Genomic DNA, 22,694 nt, shown 5'->3' on the forward strand with positions numbered 1-22,694 from the left:
GGGCCGCCCCTCAGGCGAACGATGCGACGGCGCGGGCCCGTCAGGCGGATCAGGCGATCGCCAGGGACTGCAGCAGCAGGACGGAAGCATTCTCGCCGGGCCCGGCGGCCATGCGTGCGTCCCCCGTGCCGAGCGCGGCAGGCGGGTGCCCGGGGCGGCCCACCGCGGGGAGCAGCTCGTCCCCGACCCGGTCGAGGGCGGCCATCCCGCACAGGGCCAGCGCCCGGCCATAGGTCTCGCCAAGGTCGGTGAAGAGGCGGAACGCGGTCCGCAGCAGGTCCTTGGCGCGGTCATGGCGGTGCCGGCGCATCTCCACCGAGGCCAGCTCCAGGGTCATGGCCGCCTCGCCGCGGCGGTTCCCGGCCCGCCGCACGGCCACCAGCGCGCTCTCGGTGACCGCCCGCCAGTCGTCGCAGGCGTTGCGGGCCTCGAAGAGTGCCGCGGTGGACATCACCATTTCCCAGGCGAGTTCGTCCACGCCGAGCCGGGAGAGCTGCCGGACCACGGCGACCACCGAGGCCCGCTCGGCGTCGAACCAGGCGAGCGGGGACTCCAGCAGCCCCCTGGCCAGGGCCGGTTCGAGGGGGCGGCGCGGGGTGGTGCCGAGCAGCATGGTGAAGTCATCGCCGAACTCCCGGCGGTGCGCCTCGCCGGCGAGGGTGAGCCAGCCCTGCCAGGCACGCTCACGGGCCGCCCGCCGCTCCCTCTCCGGCTCCTCCGCTCGCGCCCGCTCCCGCGCGTAGAGCTTCAGCAGGCTGTGGAAGCCGTAGCGGACGGCGCCGGCTTCGTCGATACCGACGACGGTGAGCAGGTTGACATCGACCAGCTGCTCGATGAGCTTCTCGGCCTCGGCGGTGGGCAGGTCGAGCAGGGCGCCGCCGACCCAGGCGGCGAAGTCCGGCACATCCAGCAGGGACAGCCTGCGGAACATCCGGGCCAGGTCCACGGGCAGGGCACGGTAGGCGGTGGCGAAGACGGAGCACATCTCCAGGCCGCCCGCGCAGAGTTCGTCCAGCCGCCGCGGCTCCTCGGCGAGGCGGTCGACCAGGTGGCGGACGGACCAGTGCGGCTTGGCCGCCAGCCGGGTGGCGGCGATCCGCAGCGCCAGGGGCAGTCCGTCGCACAGGGCGCACAGGGTGTCCACGGCCGCGAGGTCGGTGGCCCCGCGCCCCTCTCCCGCGATCCGGCGGACCAGTGCGGACGCCTCCCTGGCGGGCATCAGGCCGAGGGCGATATGGACCATGCCGTGGAGCGCCGCCATGTGCTCCTGTTGCTCCCTGCTGGTCACCACGACACAGCTGCGGCCGCTGCCGGGCAGCAGCGACTGGACCTGGTCGACGGTGCGGACGTTGTCCAGCAGCACCAGGACGCGGCGGTCGGCGAGGATGCTGCGGTGGAGCGAGATCCGCTCCCCGGGATCCTCGGGGATCTGCTCGCCGGGCACGCCCAGGGCCCGCAGCAGGCGCCCGAGCAGGGCGTGGGCCGTGGCGGGGCCCTGCCCGCGCTCGTGCTCGGAGACGTCCACATGGAGCTGCCCGTCGGGGAAGCGGTCGGCGACGCGGTGCGCCCAGTGCACCACGAGGCTGGTCTTGCCGACGCCGGCCATGCCGGTGACGAAGCAGGTGGCCGGCACCGTCCCGAGGGCGTCGTCGGCCAGCAGGGCGTCCAGCCGCCGCAGCTCCGCCTCCCGACCGATGAAGGCGGGCACGTCAGGCGGGAGTTCGGCAGGGACGGCACGGGCGGCCGGTGCCGGCGCCGGGCGCTCGGTCTCCTCGGGGCGGTCCGGTCCGGGCTCGTCGCGGAGGATGGCGTGGTGCAGCTGTTGGATCGACAGGCTCGGCTCCAGGCCCAGTTCCTCGACGAGTTCGTTCCGCCAGGCGCGGAAGCCCTCGGCGGCCTCGACCCGCCGTCCGGAACGGAACTGGGCCAGCATCAGGTTGTGCCGGAACTGTTCGTGCTGGGGATAGTCGTTCACCACGGCGGACAGCACCGGGATGAGTTCTTGGTGACGGCCCAGTTCGAGTTCGACGCCGGTCCACACTTCGTACGCCGCCAGCCGCTTGGCCTCGAGGCGCGTCTCCGCGTCCTCGGCGAGCTGCCCGCCCACACCGATCAGCGGCCGGCCGCTCCAGAGATCCAGGGCCTGCTTGTAGAGCCGGCTGGCGTCCTCCAGGGAGCCTTTGCGGACTCTGTCACCCCCTTCGGCCACCAGCTTCTCGAACTCGCGGACGTCGAGGGAGCTGCACTCGGTGTTCAGCCGGTATCCGGGGTGGGCGGTCACGATCACCGGGTCCTGATGCCCGGCGGCCTTGAAAGCCTTGCGCAGGGCGCCCACGCAGATGGCCACTTGGGTGCGTGCCGAGGCCGGCGGTTCATCGCCCCAGACCGCGTCGATCAGCGAGTCGACGGAGACCACTCGCCCCCAGGCCAGGGCCAGTGCGGCAACGATGACCCGCTGCCGGGGCCCTCCGATGGCCACGGTCTCGTCGCCGACTCTCGCCGACAGCGACCCCAGCAAGGTAAATGCAACCCACTCAGCGTGTGACCGCTCCCCCACGGCATACCCCCATGCCTCCAGCCGCACCGAACGTACGACCGAGTCACCCTAGAGCAGAATCTGCGCCAAGATCGCGGGACTGGCTGAAATGTTTCGCTGATCTCACCTTTAGGCGGGCAAAACGGAACATGCATTCCGCTAGGTACGCAGTGGTCGTCACCGCGCGGATCGCCACCGGTCAGCCCGGGTGCGGCGGTATGGGATGGTTGCGTGGCGCGGCATATCTGGCTGGATCTGACCGCAGGTTGACTCTTTCTTAACACCTTCCTCCCACGGCGAGCCCGTAGTGGCGTGAACCCTCATTGCGCCTCATGAGAGCGCGGCGCCCCGCCCCGCGCCGCACGGGCGGCGCGGGGCGCGGGGGATGGGCGCCGCAGGGAGGTGGACCGGGGGTTACAGGCTGGGCAGGTCGAAGAAGATCATGGGGTTGTGGCGGCTGTCGCGCACCGGCTCGTCCAGCCCGAGCCCCTTCTTGATCTCGGCTATCTCCGCGTACTCCGCCGGGGACTTGGCCGGGGACGGCGTGAAGAACTCCACGTTGTTGTCGGCCAGCCACTTGACGATGACGGAGCCCTCGCTGAAGGGCTTGGGGCGACGGCCGTGGTACACGTCGTGCACGCTGGTGGGCGTGCCGCCGGGCACGGCCGGGAAAAGGTTCTCTATGTACCAACGGGCAAAGCGCGCACCGTGGTCGGCGTCGATGAAGAGGTAGTCGACATCCTGCGGAATGCTGTCCAGGTTCTCGCGGACATCGCCCTTGGTGAAGGTCCACTGGCCGGTCAGCTCACCCGGCACGTTGCGCACCACGTGGTCAACGATGTCGAACGAGTACAGATGACCGGTGCCGTTGTCGCGCAGCGCGCTCAGCTGCCAGATGGTGGACCAGCCGTAGAAGGTGCCGATCTCCACCACCTTCGCGGGCCGCAGCTCCCGCAGCCGCATGTAGGTGATCTCCGCCTCCACGTCGTCCAGCTGGGCCTTCATGGCCTTGCCGCGCTCCCTCAGGAGACTGCGCTGGGCGTCCTTGACCTTCCTCAAGTCGGCCTCGTACTTGGTGTACAGAGTGCGCAGCGAATCGAGAGAGAGTGCTTCCATTGCTCCTCCAAGGAATACCGGAAGGGCCGCTCCAGCCGCTTCCGTGACGTTCAGACGGGCCGGCCCGACGGCTTGCGAGCGGTACGCCCGCGCCCGGTCCGGGACGTGTTCTCCGCCTCACGGAAGGCGATGCACAGCACCACGAGCACGATCGCGAATACCGGTACCCAGCCGATGCGGGCCAGCGCCCACAGCGGGTGATCGGGATTGGTGTGCAATCCGAACAACGGCCGCCCCGTTCCGAGGGAGGTCACCGTGACCGTGAGCATGGCCGTCTGATGCCAGAGAAAGATCGTGATCGCCGAAAGGTTTATCACGGTCACTCCTGCCCAGGCGAATTGCCCGGGCCGGGCCTTCAGTTCCTTCCCTGACAGAGCATGTGACGACACGGCCGGCGGCCGGCCGCCCACCAGGCGCCGCAGCGGACCGCACAGCAGCATCGCGGCACCGCACTGGGCGAGACCGAAGGTGACGGCGGCCAGGGTGACCGGGTTGAGATTGGAGATCTGCGAGCCGGGCACGCCGACCATGCTCGCGGGGTAGCCGCACCACAGGATCAGCCCTGCCGTGCTCACGGCGCCGGCGGCCAGCAGCACGACGGCGTACCGTCGCCGGGCGAACCCGCCCGCTGCCCAGGCCGCGCCCAGGGCGAAGGGGATCAACCAGCCCGCGAGGACGTTGCCCTGGCGGGCCGCGTCGACCCAGCCGGCGTCGCCGAACACCATTCGGGCGCCGTCCGTCGCCGCCACATAGCCGCCCCCCAGGACCGCCGCCATCACGCCCGCCCGGCGCACCAGCGGCGTGAGGGCCGTCAGCAGGGCGAAGACCAGCAGGAACCACAGCGGGGAGAGCACGAGGTTGAGCAGCGTGTGGATCGTCTCGTGGGCGGTATCGGCCCCGACCAGGCCGGCCAGCACCAGAAGCCACATCCCCAGCAAGGCGCCCACCGGTCCGGCCAGTCGGCGCAGCCGCTGCCGCAGCCAGGCACCGTAGCCGACCCCGCGCGCCCTTGCGGAGTCGTAGCCCTGGGCCGCGACCCGCCCGCCGACGAGGAAGAAGACCGCCAGCGGCTGGAGCACCCACGACAGCGGGGTCAGTTCGGGCACATGGGCCAGCGGGCTGTCGCCCAGCAGATGGCCGTCCGCGCGCAGTACCACCGCGCTGACCAGCCAGTGCCCCAGCACCACACCGGTGACGGCCAGGACACGCAGGACGTCGAGGGCCCGGTCCCGTCCGTCCGGGGTGGCCGCGTCGATCCGCAGGACCGCCGCGTGCAGCCGGTCGAGGGCCGTACGGGCGGGGGTCGTAGGGGTGGAGGCCGTAGGGGTGGAGGCCGTAGGGGTGGAGGCGGGGGCGACGACTGGCTTGGCGTCGGCGACCGGCTTGGTGTCGGCGACCGGCCGCACCGGACGGACCGGCCTCACTCCGGAGCGCGTCTGAAGATCAGCCACGGGACACCGCCGCACCGCGGCCGAGGCCGATCATCGCGAGGTTGCGCACGGCGAGGCCGCCGGGCTTGAAGTAGTCGCTGTGGCCGCCTCGGCCCGCGTCGAATGCGCGGGCCCCGAAGGTGCGGCTGACCGGGTCCGTACCGAACCCGATGGTCGCGCCGGGGACGCTGACGCTGGTGTGAGGCACACCGGCGATCCAGTCGTGCGCGCCCCGGCCCGCCCACACCGGCACCCGCACGGCGAGGTCGGAGGCGGACCGAAGGCCCATACCGGGACTGCCGACGACGGCGATCCCGGCGAGGTTATCCATCGGGGCGGCCGCGTTCGCCGGGCTCGCGACGGCATTCCCGCAGACCGCCGAGCCGTAGGAGTGGCACATGAGGGTGACCGGCGCGGCCGGATTGATCCTCTTCAACTCGGCTGTGAACGCGCGCAGTTGCCTGCCGCCCGCCCGGGCGCGGGCGGTGGTGACCACGTCCCGGCTGAGGGTGCGCGGAGCGTGGTAGCCGAGCCAGGCCACCACCGCGACATCGGTGTCCGGGGCGAGCCGTCGCATCTCCGCCCGCACCGCACGGGCCCCGCCGGCCAACGCGGCCTGGCGGGTGCCCAGCTCGTCGAAGGTGTCGATGGTGGTGTCCGAACCGGGCACCACCACGACCACACGGTCGGCATGCGCCAGGTCGCCCAGCACCTCCACGGCCAGGCCGTCGTCACGGGTGGCGAAGGAAAGGAACGTCCGTCCGTGCGCGGCGAGTCCGGCCAGATGGCCCGCCCTGGAGGTGTCGCCCATCCTGCGTGCGGCGCGCTCGGACCGCTCGATGAAGTCGTGGTTGGCCGCGTACCGCTCGGCCAGGGTGTCCGCCCGGACGGCGGGCAGCCTCGGTGGGGCGGGCATGACGCCTGCCGCCGAACCCGAGGCCGCGGCGACGGAGAAGACCATCGCACCGGCGGCGACGCAGACCGCGAACGCGCGGCGCACCACGGATGCTCGCACGAGACCCGCCTTCCTGCTCACTTCAATGACAGGAAAGACGGTATTTCTCGCGCCCTCCTCGCACGTCACCCTCAAGAGCTCACTGCACGGGTAGCTCTCAGGTATGACGGGGACCATCCTTGGGGAACATCGGATGTGGCCGAGGCAGTAGTTTGCCGGTCTTGGCCTTCACAGCCGCCCGGTGGCAATGCGCTGGTCGCGGGCGTCGAGAATGACGAGGCTCCTGGCCACCCCGGGCCCGTCGTCTGCGTCCCACCACTGTGCGAAGGCGGCGGCGAACTCCTCGGCCTCGGCCGGTGAGCTGTAGTCGGTGGACACTTCCACGTCATAGTCCTGGCCGGTGAGTTCGACGGTGAAGACGCGGCCGGCATGACGGGCGGTCGCCGTACCACCCTCGGTCCGTGCCCACGCACGGAAGTCTCTGAGGAGCCGGGGGTTCGACTTCCGCTTGGTCAGAGGGTGGGGCGGGGGGTGCCGCGGGGCGTCGCCGACCCCGTCATGGCAGCCTTTCACCCAGGCCCCGCGGTCCTGGTCTGCCTTGGCTCCCGCGTCAAGGGCGCGACGGGCACAGCCGCCCCACACCACCTCGCGCACCGCGGCGCCTTTGCCGCCCGCGTCATAGAGCTTTTCACCGGCCGCGTACCCCGCCTCATAGGCCTTCCTGAAGTCGGGTAAGGCCGTGGGGCGCTCTCCGGCCGGGCTTGATGCGCGTGCGCCGTCGGGGTTCGGTGTGCCGTCCGTGCCGCACGCCGATACCACCACGCATCCCGCGGCCACCACCGCGGCAACCACCGTGCGCCGCAGTAAGTGACTGCTTCCCGTACGTGGACTCATTCCTCGGTCTCCCAACATAGGCGCGACTCAAGGGGTGAGAGTCCGTAAACCGCCCCCTTGGTTCCCACGTGAGAGAGGGCCTCCCAAGCCCCCGCCGGCAACCCCACAGCTCATCGGGCACTAACTTGCCCCATGCCCCCCACGACCGACAAGCCACTGTCCCCGCCACACGAGATGGCCTCTTAGGTGCACGCCCCCAACAACACGTCGTCATCCATCGCGCCGCGCGTGATCGTTTCGAAGACTCGCCACCTCGCCCGCATTGTCCGGCCGGCGGGCACGGAGTATGGCGAGGGCCATGACGAGGCTCCACGCGTCCAGCGCCCAGGCGGCGAAACGTTCCATGCCACCCAGCCCGATTCCGGGGTCGTACTGACCGAAGAACATCCATGCCGCGAGCAATGCGACGACAGCTATGGAGAGGGTTACGCTTCGCAGCCTGCCGAAGAGGGCACCTCGGGACGAAAATCCGGCGAGGAGGAGCCCGAGATTTCCCAGCGCCATGACGAGGAGCCCGCCTACCACATGCAGATTCTCGTCGACGTCTGCAGGAACAAGGCCAACCAGCACCCACCCCACGGCACCGAGGGCCAGCAGAATGCGGGAACTTGCCGATATCCCACCGCGACCCCAGCAGGCTCCGGCCAGCAGCATGCCGGCGAGCAATAGCACACCGTGGACGGCGAAGCTGGCGTTCATGGCGTCGTGCAGTGGCGAGCACACATACCGAGGTCGGGAGTCATCCCAAATCCGGCAGCTGACATTGCCGAGATCGCTGATGTTGTTCGCCGCCCAGCTGTAGGGAGTGCGCCAGCCGGACTCCACGGCCAACTGAACGACGACGAACTGCGCGACACCGACAATCCATGCGGCCGCACCGATCCTTGTTGTCACGGAGGTGCTAAATGCGGAGTGCGATGCGGATCTCGTTTTCATCATGGCCTTTCAGGCACCGAATCGGTCACTTTTCTGTTGTGAACGTTCTCAGGCGACGGAGCTCCTGCGCATCGCTGCTACGGGGGAATTCGGAGTCCCCGAAGGAGGGAGCCGGAATGGGCTACTTCGGGGGAGGCGCGCCGAGGGACCCGAAGGTACGGTGCCTGCCTCGATGCTGACGTTCCCCGATCTGCCCAGGGGTGGTCCGGATGGCGGCGATCCGGTACCGCGCCTACAGGCTGACTTCTTCCCCGGACGGGCCTCCCGGCCCACGACGCCCCCTGGTTCCCCTCGCTCCAACTGCCTTCAGAGTCGGACAACTTGGCGGCAATCGCGAAATAACGCGGGAATAACGGCTCTGGCTACGGTGGCCAGCGGCTCGGATTCCCGAGCGCTCAGCCGAGACCGCTCAGCCGAGACCGATCAGCCGAAGGGAAACCCGCATGCGCAAGAACCCCTACCGCGCTCCCGTCCTCACTGCCCTGTCCGCGGTCGCCTTGCTCGCCGGCGCCGGCCCCGCCCAGGCGGCGACCGGCGTCATAGACGTCCACATGTACCAGGGCGAACGCAACGTCTCCAACCCCGAGAACGGCAAGTGCTACAACGTCTCCAACGGGTACAACGACGGCCGGCTCCTGGTCACCAACAAGACCGACCGCAAGGTCAAGGTCTTCGTCGGCACCGACTGCCGGGGCGACGCGGACGCCGTGGTCGAGCCGGGCGCGACGTACCGGGCCAGCGAGAGCTGGGGCATGCTCTTCTACATCCGCAGCGTCCAGGCCGTCTGAGCCGCACCTGGCAAGGGCCGGCGGGAGGGATACCGGCTCCCGCCCACCGGCCCTTGCCAGGAGGTCATCAGCGTCGCAGCGTCATTATCAGGCGCGCGTACGGTACTTCGCCACGCACAGCGGTGTGAACACCGCGATGAATCCGACGCTCCACGCCACGGCCATCAGCGCCGAGTGGGCGACCGGGCCGCCGACCATCAGATTGCGGGCGGCGTCCACGACCATGGTCATCGGGTTGTTCTCGACGAAGACCCGGAGCCAGGACGGCATGGTGTCCGGGGCGACGAAGATGGAGCTGCCGAACTGCAGCGGCACCATTGCCAGCGTGCTCACGCTCTGCACGGTCTCCATCCCCCGTGCGGCCAGGCCGATGAACGCCTGCAGCAGGCACAGGGCGACCCCGTACAGCAACAGCACGCCGACCGCCGCGACCGTGGCGGCGACGGAGGTGTGCACGCGGAAGCCGATGAGGAACCCGAAGGCCAGCACCATCAGCAGACCGGCCAGGACGCGGACCGCGTCGGCGAGGATACGGCCGATGAGCACCGCCGAACGGGCCACCGGCATCGAGCGGTAGCGGTCCATCACCCCGCTGGCGAAGTCCATGTTGAGGGCGATGCCCGAGGTACGGCAGGTGGTGGTGAGGGTCAGCGCCATGATGCCGGGCATCAGGTACTGCCGGTACTGCGCGCTGTCCCCGGCGATCGCGCCGCCGAAGCCGTAGATGAAGACCAGCGACAGCGTCACCGGCATCAGGGTGGCGTCGATGATCTGGCCCGGGCTGGCCACCGCCTTGCGCAGATTGCGGCGGCTGAGCGCCAGCGAGTGGCGCACCAGGGGGCGCACTCCCCGCCCCTGGGCGGTCCGTGTCGCGGCGCCCGGCGCCATGGTCGGTGAACTCATGCCGCGCTCCTCGCCGACAGTGCTCCGGCCTGCGCCTGCGGGGCCCGGTCGGCCCCGGTCAGCGTCAGGAATACCTCGTCCAGGCTGGGCATGTGCACCGTCAGCCCGGAGAGCGGGATGCCGGTCTGCCCCACCGTCCGGACGACCTCACTCAGCTGGGCACCGTCGCCGGACAGGGGCAGCTGGATCTGTCCGGTCTCCTCGTCGGGCGCGGCGGCGGGGTACCCCTGGATCTCCAGGGCCCGCCGCAGCGCGGCCGCGTCCCTCACCTGTTCGGGCCGGACGCACAGCACCTGGCCGCCCAGGCGCGAGCGCAGCTCCTCGGTCCCGCCGCGGGCGATGACCTGGCCACGGTCGATGACGACCAGCGAGTCGGCCAGCGCTTCGGCCTCCTCCATGTACTGAGTGGTGAGCAGCACGGTGGTGCCCTGGCCGGCCAGCCGGCGCACCTCGGCCCACAGGGCGTTGCGGCTGTGCGGGTCGAGTCCGGTGGTCGGCTCGTCCAGGCACAGCACCCGGGGATCGCCCACCAGGCTGGCGGCCAGGTCGAGGCGGCGGCGCATTCCGCCGGAGTAGCCGCCGACCGGCCGCGCACCGGCCTCGGTGAGGCCGAAGCGCTCCAGCATCTCGTCGGCCCGCGCCCTGGCGGTGCGGCGGGGGAGGTTGAACAGCCGGGAGATGACGTAAAGGTTCTCCCGGCCGGAGATGTCCTCGTCCACCGAGGCGTACTGGCCGGTGAGGCCGATCAGCGCGCGGACCTCGCGGGCCTGGCGCACCACGTCGTAGCCGCACACCAGCGCCCGCCCGCTGTCGGGCTTGATCAGGGTGGAGACCATTTTGACCGTGGTGGTCTTGCCCGCGCCGTTGGGGCCGAGCAGTCCGAGCACGTGGCCGGCGGGCACCTCGAGGCTCACCCCCCTGACCACCGGATTGCCGCCGTAGCTCTTGGCCAGATCCTCGATCAGGATGGCAGGAGTCATGAGGTCCTGGTTCTTTCCGTAGTGGTTCGCGCCGGCCGCCCGGCCGCTCGCTGCAGGCGGCGGCGGGCGGTGCCGGGTGACTGCTCAGTCGAGGACGTAGCCGTCCTGCACCCGCAGGCCGCGGGAGCGGCGCAGGTCGTTGAGGACGAAGGTGCGCTGCAGCCAGCGGTCCTTGCCGTCGTAGCGCGGGATGAAGGCCGAACGGCCGTGTGTGGTGATGCGGTTGTCGACGATCGCCAGGTCGCCGGGGGCGAGCACGGTGCTCAGAGAGGTCCGGTCGAACGCGTCCTGGAGCTCGGCCATCGCATTAGCCGCGCGCGGGGTGAGCGGCTCGGTGGCGGCGAAGTCGATGCACAGGTCGGGGTCGTCGGGCGCACCGCTCAGGACCGGCCGCGGCTCGGTGGGCCCGCCGCCCGAACCGCCGAAGGACGGCGGCGGGGCGGTACGGAACTCCGCGCTGCGCAGCACCTCCTGGGTCTGGTCGCTCAGCAGCGGCAGTGCCGCGCGGATGCCCGCGGTGCGCAGTCCGGCGACCCTCTCGTGGTCGGCGCGCAGGCACAGCAGCATGACGTAGTCGGGCCGGTGCGGGTGGAAGGCGTTCTCGGTGTGGAAGGTCAGCAGGACCGAGCCGGCGTTGCCCTGGAAGTCTTCCTTGCCGGGGACCGGGACCACGTCCTGGACCAGCGCGCCGGTCTTCTCCGGGCGGAACGCGGCGGGGTCGCCGAGGCCGCAGGCGACCATCATCAGCACCGCCGCGGAGACGCTGGCCTCCTGCTGCACCGAGTGGGCGGCGGACGGGGTGGCGGGCAGCGTCGCGCCGCCCACGGGCAGGCCGCGGACCAGCAGGACACCGCTGGGGCCGGAGTCCCTGCGGAACTCGCCCAGTGGGGCGCGCAGCCCGGAGGGCAGCTCGTTCCACTCCCTGCGGGCGGCGGCGACCCACTCGTGGCTGTCGACCTTGCCGTCAGCGGCCCGGCGCAGCCGTCGGGCGACCACATCGGTCTGCGTGGCGTCATCGCCCACTATCGTCACGACCGTCGCCTGAGCGCCGGTCTCCAGTACCACAGTCATCGAGCTTCACCTTCTGGTGGAACGTGTATGTGTACGGGCCCTGACGGCTGCCGTCGCGAGCCGGCGGCGGTGCCGCGCGGTCAGCCGGCGTTCTCCATGGCGCGGACCAGGCTCAGCGGGCGCATGTCGGTCCACTGCTCGGAGATGAAAGCGAGGATTTCCTCGCGGCTGCCCTCTTCACGGGCGGGGCGCCAGCCGGCCGGCACGTCGGCGAAGACGGGCCACAGGGAGTACTGGCCCTCGTCGTTGATGAGGGCCAGGTAGCGGGCGTCGTTGTCCTCGAACGGGTTGGTGCTCATTGTCGTGATCCTCTTTCCGGGTTCTTGTGGTACTTGGCTGTCGTGGGGCGGGCGGCCGGCCGGGGCCTGAAAGCAGTCCCTAGGACAGCGCGGTCAACGGGAGGGGTGCGGGGCCGGTTCCGGCACCGGCTTCGGCACCGGTATCGACGTCGGCACCGGCACCGGCACCGGCATCGAGCACGCCGGGGCCGTAGACGCCCTGCACCCAGTTGGTGAGGTAGACGGTGTCCAGGTAGCGCTCCCCCAGGTCGGGGGCGATCGCCACGGCCTCGCGCCGCTTGCCGCCCGCGTGTTCGGCCAGCCAGCGGGCGGCGCCGCTGACGACCGTTCCGGTGGAGCCGCCGAGCAGGAAGCCGCGGGCGGCGAGCCGGTGGCACATGCGGAGGGTGTCGGGTTCGGGCACCATCACCACGTCGTCGACGAAGGACTCGTCCAGCAGCGGCGGGCGCACTCCGGTGCCCAGGCCCGGGATCATGCGCGGGGCCGGCGGGTGGCCGAAGGTGACCGAGCCGACGCTGTCCACGGCCACCACGCGGACGGCGGGGCGGTGCTCCTTGAACCAGCGGGCGCAGCCCATCAGCGTTCCGGTGGTGCCCGCGCCGACGAACAGGACGTCGAGGCCGGGGTGGCTGCGGGCGATGGCGGGTGCGGTGTGGCGGTGGTGGGCCTGCCAGTTGGCGTGGTTGGTGTACTGGTTGAGCCAGACGTACCGCTCGTCCTGCTCGCACAGTGCCTGGACGTGTGCGATACGCGCGGCCAGGAATCCGCCCTCGCGCGCCGGTTCGGTGACGGTGTGCACCACGGCGCCAAGGGCCTCCATCAGTCGCTTGGAGGCGAGGTTGCACCGCGCGTCGGTGACGCAGACGAAGCCGTAGCCCTTGCTTGCCGCGATGACGCTGAGGGCGACGCCCAGATTCCCTGAGGAGGACTCCACCAGGATCGATCCGGGGGCGAGCTTTCCCGACTCCTGCGCGGCCTCCACCATGGCGACGGCGGCCTTCTGCTTGACGGAGCCGGTGAAGTTGAACCCCTCGCACTTCAGGTGCAGCGGGATGCCGAGCACCGCGTCGAGGTCGACGTACAGGTCTTCCTCGTTGAACTCGTGGGGGGCCGAAATGATCGGCACGAGACCTCCCTGCCTGGCCGGGCGTTGATGCGGTGGACTGCGTCAGCCGTAGCGCTGCATCTCATGGAAGAAGTCGTCGACGACGTTCAGCTGTCCCAGGGCGCGGACGGCGTCGTAGACGTGCTTGCCGAGTGCGAGATCGAGCACGCCCAGACCGAAGGGCGAGAAGAACACCGGGCGGTCGGCGGCCGGGCTCAGCTTCCCGGTCAGCACGTCGTGGAGCGTGCCGTGGACGAAGTCGCGGTGCCCCAGCTGCTGTTCGGCCAGGTGGAGGGAGGTGTTGGCCTTCAGGCAGTGCTCGACGTCGTCGACGATGTTGGTGCCGGTCAGCACGACCTCGGGCGCGAGGTCACGCAACGAGACGTGCAGCACCAGCGGGTTGTGGGCGAACAGGCCCGGGTCGGTGACGTGCGGGGTGCCGGCGATGGTGGCGAAGACGACCAGGTCCGAGGAGCGGATCAGGTCCTCGGGGGTGTCGTGGACCGTGATGCTGCCGGTCTCGCCGGACTGGTCGAGGTACGCGGTGAAACCGGCCGCGTGCTCGGCGGACAGGTCGTGCACGCCGACCTCGTCGAATCTCCAGCCGGTGTCGTGCAGCAGGCGGTGGATGAAGCGGGCGATGAGGCCGACGCCGAAGAAGCCGATCCGGGCCGGGCGGGTGCGGGTGGCAGCGATCCGGTCGGCGGCCAGCGCGGCGGAGGCAGCGGTGCGCACCGCGCTGATGATGGAGCTCTCCAGGCAGGCGAACGGGTAGCCGGTCTCGTGGTCGTTGAGGATGAGGACGGCGGAGGCCCGGGGGATGCCGGCCGCCACGTTCTCCGGGAAGCTGGAGATCCACTTCAGTCCGTCGGTACGGACCTGACCGCCGATGGAGGCAGGCAGCGCGATGATGCGCGAGGAGGGCTTCTCGGGGAAGCGCAGGAAGTACGAGGGCGGGTTGACGGTGTCGCCCTCACCGTGCAGGCGGTAGGCGGCCTCGATCAGGTCCACCACCTCCTGGCCGCGGCCGTCGAGAACCTGGCTGACCTGTGCTCCGGGGATCACCGCGAAAGAGGGCGCCGGGTGTTGCTGGGACATGAAGAGCTCCGTGGAGAAGTGTGGTGGACGGTCAGGCGGCCGTGGGGCGGGCCGGTACGTCGGTGCGTACGTGGCCGGTGAGGCACACCGGGTCGGCGAAGAGCGCCACGACCTCGCGGTCGCCCTGGTACGCCTCGCGGCTGTGCGCCATCCGAAGGTTGTCGACGACCAGAAGGTCGCCGGTCTGCCAGGGTTCACGCGAAGTGGCCGCGGTGTAGGCGGCGTTGATGGTCTCGATGATGTCCTCGGTGATGGCGTCGCCATTGCCGAAGCGGGTGTTGAAGGGCAGCGAGCCCGGACCGTAGAAGGAGGTCAGGTACTCCCGGACGGCCGGGTCCAGGGTCAGCTCGTTGAGGAAGGCGATCTGGTTGAACCACAGCCGCTCGCCGGTGACGGGGTGGGCCACCACCGCGGCACGCCGCTGGCGGGTGCGCAGCGCGCCGTCCGCCAGCCACTCGTGCTCGATGGCGTGGCCGGCGCAGTACGCGGCCGCCTCTGCACGGTCCTCGGAGCCGAAGGCTTCGAGCCGGCTGACGCCCACCTCACGGTAGTCGCGGTCGAGCAGCCAGCCCTCGCGTTCGAAGCGCTCGACGAGGCCGGCGGGCAGGGTGCGCAGCAGCGTCCGGGCGTCGGCGACCGCGGTGGCGCCGCCGGAGGCGGGCGCGGTCAGGCAGCCGAAGAGGGCGAGGGAGGGCACCTCGACGGCGTAGCTCAACTCGTGGTGCATGCACATCGGTTCGTCGGCCGGCCACTGGGAGGCGGAGTAGACGCCGTCGCCGTGGTCGGTGCGGCTGGTGAAGCCCTCGCGCTCGGCGACCGGGGTCGCACCGAGCCACCGCGCGGCCCGCGCCAGGTCCGCGGGGGCGCTCAGGCCGAGGCCTCGCACGAGCAGGGCACCGTGGCGGGCGACCAGCTCCCTGACCGCCTGGCCGGGCAGCGTCTCGAAGTCCGCGCCGGGGACCTCCAGCAGGGGGGTGCGCCCCGCGTCGAGGGTCGGCTCGCGGCCGTCGGGAAGTGCCGCGCCGGTCGTGGTGCTGTCGGTCGTGACCGTCATCGGGTTGCCTTTCTGGGCGGTCTGGCGGCGTACGGGCAGGGGCGGGCCGCCGGTACGCAGGAGGAGGAGGGTCCGGCCGCCGGGGGCCGGACCGGGAGGGGCGGGCGCCCGGTGGCGTCAGGCGACGGTGGTGTTCTCGGCGGCCCGCTCGTCCAGCAGGGCCGCGAGGTCGGCGAGCACCGGCCGGTTCATCAGCTCCGCGGGGGTCACCGTGCGGTCCAGGGCGACCGCGAGGCGCAGCATGGCCAGCGATGTGCCGCCGGCCTCGAAGAAGTGGGTGTCCCGGCCGATGGCGCCGGCGGGGAGCTTGAGGGCGGCCGCCCACAGTGCGGCGAGCTTGCGCTCGTGGTCCGTGCGGGGTGGCTGGAACTCCCCTTCGGCCGACCCGAGTTCGTCCGCCGTGCGGGTCAGTGCCTTGCGGTCGATCTTGCCGTTGGCGGTGAGCGGCAGGGCGGGCAGGTAGTGGATACGGCCGGGGACCATGTACGCGGGCAGGGCGGTGCCCAGCTCCTTGCCGACGGTCTGCGCAGGCAGCTCCTGTGCGGCGGAGTAGAAGGCCACCAGTTGCTTGTGCTCGCCCTCGCCGGTGATGACGACGGCGCAATCGCGCACCCCGGACACCCGCAGCAGCTGGTTCTCCACCTCGCCGATCTCGATGCGGAAGCCGCTGATCTTCACCTGGGCGTCGCGGCGGCCCAGGAACTCCAGCCGTCCGTCCGGCAGCCAGCGGCCGAAGTCGCCGGAGCGGTACATCCGGGCGCCGGGGTGGTGCGGGTCGGGGACGAACGCGGCGCGGGTGCGCTCCTCGTCGTTGACGTAGCCGCGGCCCACGCAGACGCCGGAGAAGACGATTTCGCCGGACGAGCCGAGCGGCACCGGACGCAGCAGTTCGTCGACGACGTAGATCCGCACGCCGGCGATCGGACGGCCCAGCGGCACCGACGCCTGCTCGGGCACCCCGCGCATGACTTCGTGGTTGGTGTCGTCGGAGGTCTCGGTCAGGCCGTAGGCGTTGGCCAGCGCGACGTCGGGGAAGGCGGCGAACCAGCGTGCCACCAGGTCCTTCTTCAAGGCCTCGCCGGTCGCCGAGACACAGCGCAGGTGGGGCAGTTCGCGGGGGTGGCGCTCCAGTTCGGTCAGCACCACCTCCAGGTAGGAGGGGACGACCTGGACGACCTCGACGCGGGCGCGCTCCAGCGTCTCGACGAAGCGCGCCACGTCCAGGACGGCGGCCTGCTCGATGATGCGGGTGCGGCCGCCGACGGCGAGGGCGGCGACCAGCTGCCACAGCGAGATGTCGAAGCACTGCGGAGCGCTCTGCGCCACCACCCCGCCCTCGCGGACCCCGAAGTCCTCGATCTTGGCGAGGAGGTGGTTGAGGAATCCGGCGTGCTCGCACAGGGCGCCCTTGGGCTTGCCGGTGGAGCCGGAGGTGAAGTAGATGTATGCGCCCTGCGAGGCGGCGACGGGCAGCTGGGGGTCGGTGTCGGGGTGGTCCGCGGCGAGCACGTCGTCGAGGTGGTGGGCGACGGCACCGGGGGCGGCGCGCAACGCCTCGGGCAGCCCGGCACAGGCATCGCGCTCGGCCAGTACGTGGCGGCACTCGCTGCGCGTGAGCATGCCGGCGATCCGGCCCGCGGGGAAGTGCGGCTCCACCGGGAGGTAGACACCGCCCGCCTTCAGGACGCCGAGCACGGCCGCGAGCCATTCCAGGGTGCGCTCGCTGACCACGGCGACGGCGTTCTCGTCGCGCAGGCCCTGGGCACGCAGGGCGTGGGCGATGCGGTTGGCGCGGGCGTTGAGCTCGCGGTAGGTCCAGGAGCGTTCGCCCTGCTCGGCGGCGATGTCCTGCGGACGCAGCCGGACCTGTTCCTCGAAGAGCTGGTGGACCCGGCGGTCGGGCAGATCGCGCTGCGGGCCGGCCAGCCCGTCGATCTGGTGGGCGGTCTCCTTCTCGGAGACCGGGCTCCAATCGTGGTGGTCGGCCTCGGGCCGGCAGGCCAGCGCGTCCAGGGCGGCCAGCAGATAGCCGGAGACCCGCCCGGCCTGGTCGGCGTCGAGCGCGCGGGGGCGGTGGCCGAGGACGAGTTCCGGCTGCGGACCGGTGGTGTCCAGCCCCACGGCGAGCACGGTCTCGGGAGCCAGGTCGTCCGCCCGCGGGGCCCGGCCCGCGACCACGAGCGTGTCGAAGAGGGCTTGGGGGCCGGCGGTCTCGGCGCGCAGTTCCGCAAGGGCCGCGGCCGGCCGGCCGGTCACCGCCGCGGCGGCGCGGGCGGCGGTGTGCAGCAGGGCCCGCCAGGGACCGTCGGTCACCGCTACCGGGCAGGGCAGCGCCTGCGGCGCCGGGCCGTCGTCGCTCAGGTAGCCGACCACGACGGCGGAGTCGGAGGTCAGTGCCGCCAGCACCCGTGCACAGGCGGCCAGCAGCACGGTGCCGGGGTCCGTGGCGAGGTCATCCGCCGGCCGGCGCACCGCCCGTGCCGTCGCGGCCGGCAGGACCGTCCGGTGTTCGGCGACGGCGCCCGGTTCGGCGTGCTCGCCGGACCACCGGGGTACGGGCGTATAGCCGCCCTCGGCGAGCACGCGCTGCCAGAATTCCCGGTCCGTCACCGGGTCGGCAGTCGTGTGCCACTGTGCGGGCCGGCTGTGCTGCCCGTCCTGCCGAACCTTCACTCGCGTTACCTTCCATCGCGAACGTCCGGCCGGACGTTCTTCAGCATCTGTGCAATGGCCGGTAACGACGCTAGGACGCCGCATTATTGGCGAGATATTGCTTCGGAACCCCGGGGTTATCGCCCCGCTCGGCGCGGTGCGAACGGGACGGACGACCGCCCCCGGGGACCTCGCGGGGCGCCGGAGGCGTCGCGCCGCAGGGCCGCGGAGGCGGGGCCGGTCACTCCCCGGCGACCACCAGCCCCGCTTCGTACGCGTATACCGCCGCCTGCGTACGGTCGCGCAGCTGCAGCTTGACCAGGATGCGTCCGACATGGGTCTTGACGGTCTGCTCGGCGATGACCAGCTGCTCGGCGAGCTCGGCGTTGGACAGTCCCTGGGCGATCAGGCACAGCACCTCTGTCTCCCGCTCGGTCAGATCCGCCACCCGGTCCCGGCGGGGCACACGGGGCGCGCCGCGCTTCGAGAACTCCTCGATCAGGCGCTTGGTGACGGTCGGGGCGAGCAGGGCGCCGCCGGTGGCGATGGTGCGTACGGCGGCGGCGAGTTCGTGGGCCGAGGAGTCCTTGAGCAGGAACCCGCTGGCCCCGGCGCGCAGTGCCTCGTACACATACTCGTCCAGATCGAAGGTGGTGAGCATGAGGATCTTGGTGAGGCTGCCGCTCCCGGTGATGCGGCGGGTGGCTTCCAGGCCGTCGAGCTCCGGCATCCGGATGTCCATCAGCACGACGTCCGGGGCGCGTTCGGCCACCTGACGGACGGCCTCCGCGCCGTTGTCCGCCTCCCCCACGACCTCGATGTCAGGCTGCGCGTTGAGCAGGACCGCGAAGCTCCCCCGGATCATCGCCTGGTCGTCGGCGATCAGCACGCGAATCGTCATGAGTCCTCACTCCGGCCGGTGGGCAGCAGGGCCCGTACCTCGAACCATCCGTCCCTCATACGCCCCACATGCAGGGTGCCGCCGAGCATGGAGGCCCGCTCCCGCATACCGAGAACACCGTGTCCGGTGCCGCTCTGACGCTGCGCGGTGCCGGTGACCGGGCTGTTGGTCACCTGCACCCGGAGCTCGGCTTCCCCATAGGCCAGCTCGACCCGGACCTGTGCGCCCGGGGCATGGCGCAGCACATTGCTCAGCGCTTCCTGAGTGATACGGAACGCCGAGAGTTCGACATGGTGGGGCAGGGGCCGCGGGGTGCCGGCTATGTCCGTCTCGACGGTCAGTCCGGCCGCTCGGACATTGCCGACCAGTTCACCGAGATTGTCCAGGGTCGGCTGCGGCACATATTTGCCGTCCTCACCGCGCGCACCGGGGTCGCCGGACCGCATCATGCCCAGGATGTGGCGGAGTTCGGTCAGGGCGGCCAGCGCATTGTGCCGGATGCTGCCGAAGCTCTCGCGCATCGCCTCCGGAGGATCGGCGACGAGATACGGCGCGGCTTCCGCCTGTACGGCGACGACGGACATGTGGTGCGCCACGACATCGTGCAGTTCCCGCGCGATGCGGGCCCGTTCCTCCAGCAGCGTCCGGCGGAACCGTTCGATCTCGGTGAGCTTTTCCTGCCGTCGCAGCTGCCGTTGTGCTTCCCTGCGTCCGCGCACGGCGGCCAGCAGCAGCAGTCCGACGCCGGACAGAATCCCGAACGCGTACAGCCCCTGCCCCGCTCCCTGAGGCCGCAGCACCACCGCGAGCACGCCGCTGACGAGCAGGGTCAGCAGCCACTGGGTGACGAAGAGCCGGGCACTGACCCGCCAGGCGACGACCAGCGTCACGACCAGATGCGCCAGGAACCCCGGCTCCGTCCACGGCCAGGGCGTATCCCCGGCGGGCGGGACACCCAGCGCCACCAGCAGCAGCGGAAACGGCACCATGGCCACGAGCGACAGCCACCAGGCGGCCACCGGCCGGGCCAGGCTCAGCGGCACGGACGCCGCCTGGAGACACGCGAGCAGCACCGGTACGGGCCAGGACATCTGCAGCCGCTCGGCGACCACGTCCGCTCCCGGCACGACGAGATAGAGCGTGAACAGCCCCGCGAGGACGAGCGGGAGCTGGCGGAGCACCCGGTTGCGCGCCCGGTGGAGAGTCGGCAGCGGACGGGAGGAGAAATCCAGGAGCTCCCCCCGCAAGGGACGAATGACGGACACCCACCACTGCACTCCGTGCGCCCGCGCACTCGATGGTCGCTGCGCACTGTCCGGATCGCTTGTCACGCACGCCATGGTAGAGCCGCGCCGAAGGCGCCCGGAGGTGACCGAGGCGGGAGCGCGGCCGGCGTGCGGAGCTGGTGAGAACGACGAGTTGCCGGGTCGGGCGGCGTCATGGCGACATAGCGATCCGCGGCTCCCTTCGATGCCCTTGCCGAACGGCAGGTGTTCGGTCAGGAACGAATGCCTGGGCAGGCCGTTCACGGCCGTGTTTTGCTCCTCTCGCCGGGAACGCAACGGCCCCGAACAGGGCCTCGCAGACCGGTACTTCACCAAAAAGGAGGGGATTCATATGCGTAAGTACACGACGCCGGCCACCAAGTCGGTCTCGCAGGGCACCGTCCTGCGCAGCAACGCCTGATCAGATTCAGGTGTATCTCCGTCAGGACGTATGCGCCCCCTTACGGGGGTGCGTACGTCCTGCCCGGGGTCTTCAGACGCCGGGCATCACGCGTCTGAAGGAATGCACATGTGTGGTCTCGCGGGCATCGCCCGACTTGACGGGCAAGACCTCGGTCCGGAGACGGATGCCCTCCTCAACGAACTGGCCGACATCCTGCAGCACCGAGGGCCGGACGAGCGTGACTTGCTCCGTGACGGACCCGTCGGTCTGGCCTTCACCAGACTGTCGCTGGTGAATCCGGAGGACGGAAGCCAGCCCCTCGTCAGCGACGACGGCAATCTGGTACTGATCGCCAACGGCGAGGTGTACAACCACAAGGAACTCGCTGCCGGCCTGCCCTCCGACGTGCGGCTCAGGACGGGTTCCGACTGCGAGGTACTCCTCCATCTCTACCGTCAGCACGGCCTGGACTTCCTCCGCGACGTGCGCGGCATGTTCGCGATCATTCTCTGGGACCGTGCTCGCGGCCAACTGGTCCTCGCCCGCGACCGCTTCGGCATCAAGCCCCTCTACTACCACCACACTCACGAGCGCATCGTCCTGTCGTCGGAGATCAAGGGCCTCTTCGCCGACCCGGCGACACCCCGGCGGTTCGCCTGGGAGCAGGCCCTCGCCGTGCCCGCGTTGGCGGCCGCGCCCCGCTTCGGCGCACCGGAGATGTGCACATGGTTCGAGGGCGTGGAAAGCGTCCCGGCGGCCACCGTCCTCCGCGTGGACCTGCGCGACGGCCACACGACCCGGCACCGCTACTGGGAAATGCCCTCTGAGGCGGACGAGTCGACCGGCGCGGAAGCCTTCGTCGAGCGTTACGGAGACCTGCTGGAGGAGTCCGTCCGGGAGTGCGCGACCGCGGACACCGAGCTCGGCCTCTTCCTGTCCGGCGGCATCGACTCGGCGACGGTACTCGCGTTCGCGCGGGACCGGGTGGACGAGCTCCACACCTTCACCGCCCTCAGCGGAGGGACGCGCGCCAACGGCGACGCCGAGCACTCCGACTGGCTCGCGCGTGACCTGGGCGTCCACAACCACCAGGTCGTCTTCGGTCCCGACAACGTACCCACGCCCGAGGAATGGGCACGACTCCTGTGGCTGGCCGAGACGCCCATGGCCGGCCCGGAGGTCTACTACAAGCACGAACTCCACCGGTTCGCCCGCCAAGAGCGGCCGGAGCTGCGAGGCATGCTGCTCGGCGCCGCCAGTGATGAGTTCAACGGCGGTTACTCACACGACTTCGGCGACGACTGGGAGTCCTTCCTCACGGGGCTCGGTGAGATGGACCGCACCACGCTGCTGGACGGGCACCCCGGGCTCCGGCGCTGGTGGGGCGGCGGGGAGTCCTTCCTCTCCGACCGCGCACTGGATGCCCTGCGCGGCGGTCAGGGCATGGACGTCTACCGTGCGTACGTCCGGTCCGAATACCGGAAGGTCCAGCAGTACAACGTGTGGCACGAGGACCGCACGGCGGCCGGCAGCGGCATCGAGGCGCGCGTCCCGTTCCTCGACCACCGGCTCGTGGAACTGACCGCGACCATTCCGGACAGGCTGCGTCCGCGGCTGCTCTGGGACAAGCGGATCTTGCGCGACGCGGTGACGTCCCGGCTCCCCCGTCGGATCGCCGAGCGGCCGAAGGTTCCGTTCTTCTACGGTTCCGGGACCGGGCACGCCTATCGGATGCTCGTGCGGCTGATGCGGAGCAACAACCAGGAACTGGTCGAGCGCGCTCTCGCCGCCCCGGGAGCGGACACGTATCTGGACGCGAGCGCCCTCAGGCGTCGGCTGGCCGGGTTCGGTGACGGTGACACGGACTCCGCTTCGGTGGAACTCCTGATGCGTGTGGTGAACATGGGCCTGCTGGCCGAGATGGCGGCGCAACCTCCGCGGCTCGACGGGATGACAGCGGGTCCGGTCCCCTCCGCCCTGGCGGCCGGACGCCACCCCGTGGCAGACACCGAGAACCTCTTCGCACCGGCACACGGCTACGACGCCCGACACGTTCCCGTGCCGGCCAAGGGAGCACTCCTTCTGACGGACGCCGAGGGCGACGGGTACCTGTCGCACGAGGGGCAGATCGAGTTCGTGCTCGAAAAGGACACCCCCATCCTGCGTGTCCTGCGCCGCATGGACGGTGAGTCCGATCTCGCAACGGTGCTGAGCGCGGCAGACGTCGCTCTGGAGGACGTCCGGGCCGAGTTGGACACGCTCTGTGCCCAGCAGCTGATCTCGTTCGACGGGTGACGGGGACAGCCAT

Annotated in this window: 19 protein-coding genes; 3 read left to right on the forward strand and 16 right to left on the reverse strand. The window is 70.8% G+C overall.

Annotated features, from left to right (window positions below; all coding sequences use genetic code 11):
* Positions 1-49: 49 nt before the first annotated feature.
* The 6 genes from ACGFR7_RS23830 to ACGFR7_RS23855 form a co-directional block, all read right to left on the reverse strand.
* Positions 50-2,479: a BTAD domain-containing putative transcriptional regulator gene (locus tag ACGFR7_RS23830; RefSeq protein WP_393322655.1), complete on the reverse strand. Its 2,430-nt coding sequence runs from the start codon at positions 2,477-2,479 to the stop codon at positions 50-52.
* 471 nt (positions 2,480-2,950) lie between these two features.
* Positions 2,951-3,652 (reverse strand): class I SAM-dependent methyltransferase, encoded by a 702-nt coding sequence (locus tag ACGFR7_RS23835; protein WP_393322658.1) that lies wholly within the window; start codon positions 3,650-3,652, stop codon positions 2,951-2,953.
* A gap of 50 nt (positions 3,653-3,702) precedes the next feature.
* Positions 3,703-4,929 carry an acyltransferase family protein gene (locus tag ACGFR7_RS23840; protein ID WP_393323006.1) on the reverse strand — a complete coding sequence of 409 codons (1,227 nt, stop codon included), beginning with the start codon at positions 4,927-4,929 and terminating at the stop codon, positions 3,703-3,705.
* A gap of 166 nt (positions 4,930-5,095) precedes the next feature.
* A complete protein-coding gene (locus tag ACGFR7_RS23845) occupies positions 5,096-6,097 on the reverse strand; it encodes an alpha/beta hydrolase (RefSeq protein WP_393322661.1) in 1,002 nt (333 codons plus the stop codon).
* A 168-nt stretch (positions 6,098-6,265) separates the two neighbouring features.
* Positions 6,266-6,931 (reverse strand): hypothetical protein, encoded by a 666-nt coding sequence (locus ACGFR7_RS23850; RefSeq protein ID WP_393322664.1) that lies wholly within the window; start codon positions 6,929-6,931, stop codon positions 6,266-6,268.
* 210 nt (positions 6,932-7,141) lie between these two features.
* Positions 7,142-7,825, reverse strand: a complete 684-nt coding sequence (locus ACGFR7_RS23855; RefSeq protein ID WP_393322667.1) for a DUF998 domain-containing protein — start codon at positions 7,823-7,825, stop codon at positions 7,142-7,144.
* A 485-nt stretch (positions 7,826-8,310) separates the two neighbouring features.
* Between ACGFR7_RS23855 and ACGFR7_RS23860 the strand changes: the two genes are divergently transcribed.
* Complete coding sequence (locus tag ACGFR7_RS23860) at positions 8,311-8,655, forward strand: hypothetical protein (RefSeq protein WP_393322670.1); 345 nt, start codon at positions 8,311-8,313, stop codon at positions 8,653-8,655.
* An 87-nt stretch (positions 8,656-8,742) separates the two neighbouring features.
* Here the strand turns inward: ACGFR7_RS23860 and ACGFR7_RS23865 are convergent, their stop codons facing one another.
* The 10 genes from ACGFR7_RS23865 to ACGFR7_RS23910 all read right to left on the reverse strand — a co-directional run bounded on the left by ACGFR7_RS23865 (position 8,743) and on the right by ACGFR7_RS23910 (position 20,049).
* Positions 8,743-9,558, reverse strand: coding sequence for an ABC transporter permease (locus ACGFR7_RS23865; RefSeq protein ID WP_393322673.1), 816 nt, complete (start codon positions 9,556-9,558; stop codon positions 8,743-8,745).
* Positions 9,555-10,538 (reverse strand): ATP-binding cassette domain-containing protein, encoded by a 984-nt coding sequence (locus ACGFR7_RS23870; protein WP_393322676.1) that lies wholly within the window; start codon positions 10,536-10,538, stop codon positions 9,555-9,557. Before ACGFR7_RS23870 ends, ACGFR7_RS23865 begins: the two co-directional genes overlap by 4 nt.
* Before the next feature lie 84 nt (positions 10,539-10,622).
* Complete coding sequence (locus ACGFR7_RS23875) at positions 10,623-11,609, reverse strand: TauD/TfdA family dioxygenase (RefSeq protein ID WP_393322679.1); 987 nt, start codon at positions 11,607-11,609, stop codon at positions 10,623-10,625.
* Positions 11,610-11,689: 80 nt separating this feature from the next.
* Positions 11,690-11,908 (reverse strand): MbtH family protein, encoded by a 219-nt coding sequence (locus tag ACGFR7_RS23880; protein ID WP_393322682.1) that lies wholly within the window; start codon positions 11,906-11,908, stop codon positions 11,690-11,692.
* A gap of 79 nt (positions 11,909-11,987) precedes the next feature.
* Positions 11,988-13,034: a 2,3-diaminopropionate biosynthesis protein SbnA gene (gene sbnA / locus ACGFR7_RS23885; protein WP_393322685.1), complete on the reverse strand. Its 1,047-nt coding sequence runs from the start codon at positions 13,032-13,034 to the stop codon at positions 11,988-11,990.
* A gap of 42 nt (positions 13,035-13,076) precedes the next feature.
* Entirely contained in the window at positions 13,077-14,111 is a 1,035-nt protein-coding gene (gene sbnB / locus ACGFR7_RS23890; protein ID WP_393322688.1) for a 2,3-diaminopropionate biosynthesis protein SbnB, read from the reverse strand.
* Positions 14,112-14,142: 31 nt separating this feature from the next.
* Entirely contained in the window at positions 14,143-15,165 is a 1,023-nt protein-coding gene (locus ACGFR7_RS23895; RefSeq protein WP_393322691.1) for a TauD/TfdA family dioxygenase, read from the reverse strand.
* A 117-nt stretch (positions 15,166-15,282) separates the two neighbouring features.
* Complete coding sequence (locus ACGFR7_RS23900; protein WP_393322694.1) at positions 15,283-17,838, reverse strand: amino acid adenylation domain-containing protein; 2,556 nt, start codon at positions 17,836-17,838, stop codon at positions 15,283-15,285.
* 220 nt (positions 17,839-18,058) lie between these two features.
* Positions 18,059-18,718, reverse strand: a complete 660-nt coding sequence (locus ACGFR7_RS23905) for a response regulator (RefSeq protein WP_393322697.1) — start codon at positions 18,716-18,718, stop codon at positions 18,059-18,061.
* Positions 18,715-20,049: a sensor histidine kinase gene (locus ACGFR7_RS23910; protein ID WP_393322700.1), complete on the reverse strand. Its 1,335-nt coding sequence runs from the start codon at positions 20,047-20,049 to the stop codon at positions 18,715-18,717. Before ACGFR7_RS23910 ends, ACGFR7_RS23905 begins: the two co-directional genes overlap by 4 nt.
* A 202-nt stretch (positions 20,050-20,251) precedes the next feature.
* On the opposite strand from ACGFR7_RS23910, the gene ACGFR7_RS23915 reads away from it, so the two are divergent.
* Together ACGFR7_RS23915 and asnB are read left to right on the forward strand one after the other, a co-directional pair.
* Entirely contained in the window at positions 20,252-20,404 is a 153-nt protein-coding gene (locus ACGFR7_RS23915) for a hypothetical protein (protein WP_393322703.1), read from the forward strand.
* Between the two features lie 108 nt (positions 20,405-20,512).
* A complete protein-coding gene (gene asnB / locus ACGFR7_RS23920) occupies positions 20,513-22,681 on the forward strand; it encodes an asparagine synthase (glutamine-hydrolyzing) (protein WP_393322706.1) in 2,169 nt (722 codons plus the stop codon).
* Positions 22,682-22,694: the final 13 nt, after the last annotated feature.

Origin of the sequence: Streptomyces sp. NPDC048516 (assembly GCF_043199875.1) — a bacterium.
Lineage (GTDB): Bacteria > Actinomycetota > Actinomycetes > Streptomycetales > Streptomycetaceae > Streptomyces.

Bases quoted from the DNA above. Each gene is read 5' to 3' on its own strand.
- ACGFR7_RS23870 (WP_393322676.1), bottom strand. From the start codon at position 10,538: ATGACTCCTGCCATCCTGATCGAGGATCTGGCCAAGAGCTACGGCGGC.
- asnB (WP_393322706.1), top strand. From the start codon at position 20,513: ATGTGTGGTCTCGCGGGCATCGCCCGACTTGACGGGCAAGACCTCGGT.
- ACGFR7_RS23850 (WP_393322664.1), bottom strand. From the start codon at position 6,931: ATGAGTCCACGTACGGGAAGCAGTCACTTACTGCGGCGCACGGTGGTT.
- ACGFR7_RS23835 (WP_393322658.1), bottom strand. From the start codon at position 3,652: ATGGAAGCACTCTCTCTCGATTCGCTGCGCACTCTGTACACCAAGTAC.
- ACGFR7_RS23875 (WP_393322679.1), bottom strand. From the start codon at position 11,609: ATGACTGTGGTACTGGAGACCGGCGCTCAGGCGACGGTCGTGACGATA.
- ACGFR7_RS23880 (WP_393322682.1), bottom strand. From the start codon at position 11,908: ATGAGCACCAACCCGTTCGAGGACAACGACGCCCGCTACCTGGCCCTC.
- ACGFR7_RS23865 (WP_393322673.1), bottom strand. From the start codon at position 9,558: ATGAGTTCACCGACCATGGCGCCGGGCGCCGCGACACGGACCGCCCAG.
- ACGFR7_RS23860 (WP_393322670.1), top strand. From the start codon at position 8,311: ATGCGCAAGAACCCCTACCGCGCTCCCGTCCTCACTGCCCTGTCCGCG.
- sbnB (WP_393322688.1), bottom strand. From the start codon at position 14,111: ATGTCCCAGCAACACCCGGCGCCCTCTTTCGCGGTGATCCCCGGAGCA.
- ACGFR7_RS23895 (WP_393322691.1), bottom strand. From the start codon at position 15,165: ATGACGGTCACGACCGACAGCACCACGACCGGCGCGGCACTTCCCGAC.
- ACGFR7_RS23905 (WP_393322697.1), bottom strand. From the start codon at position 18,718: ATGACGATTCGCGTGCTGATCGCCGACGACCAGGCGATGATCCGGGGG.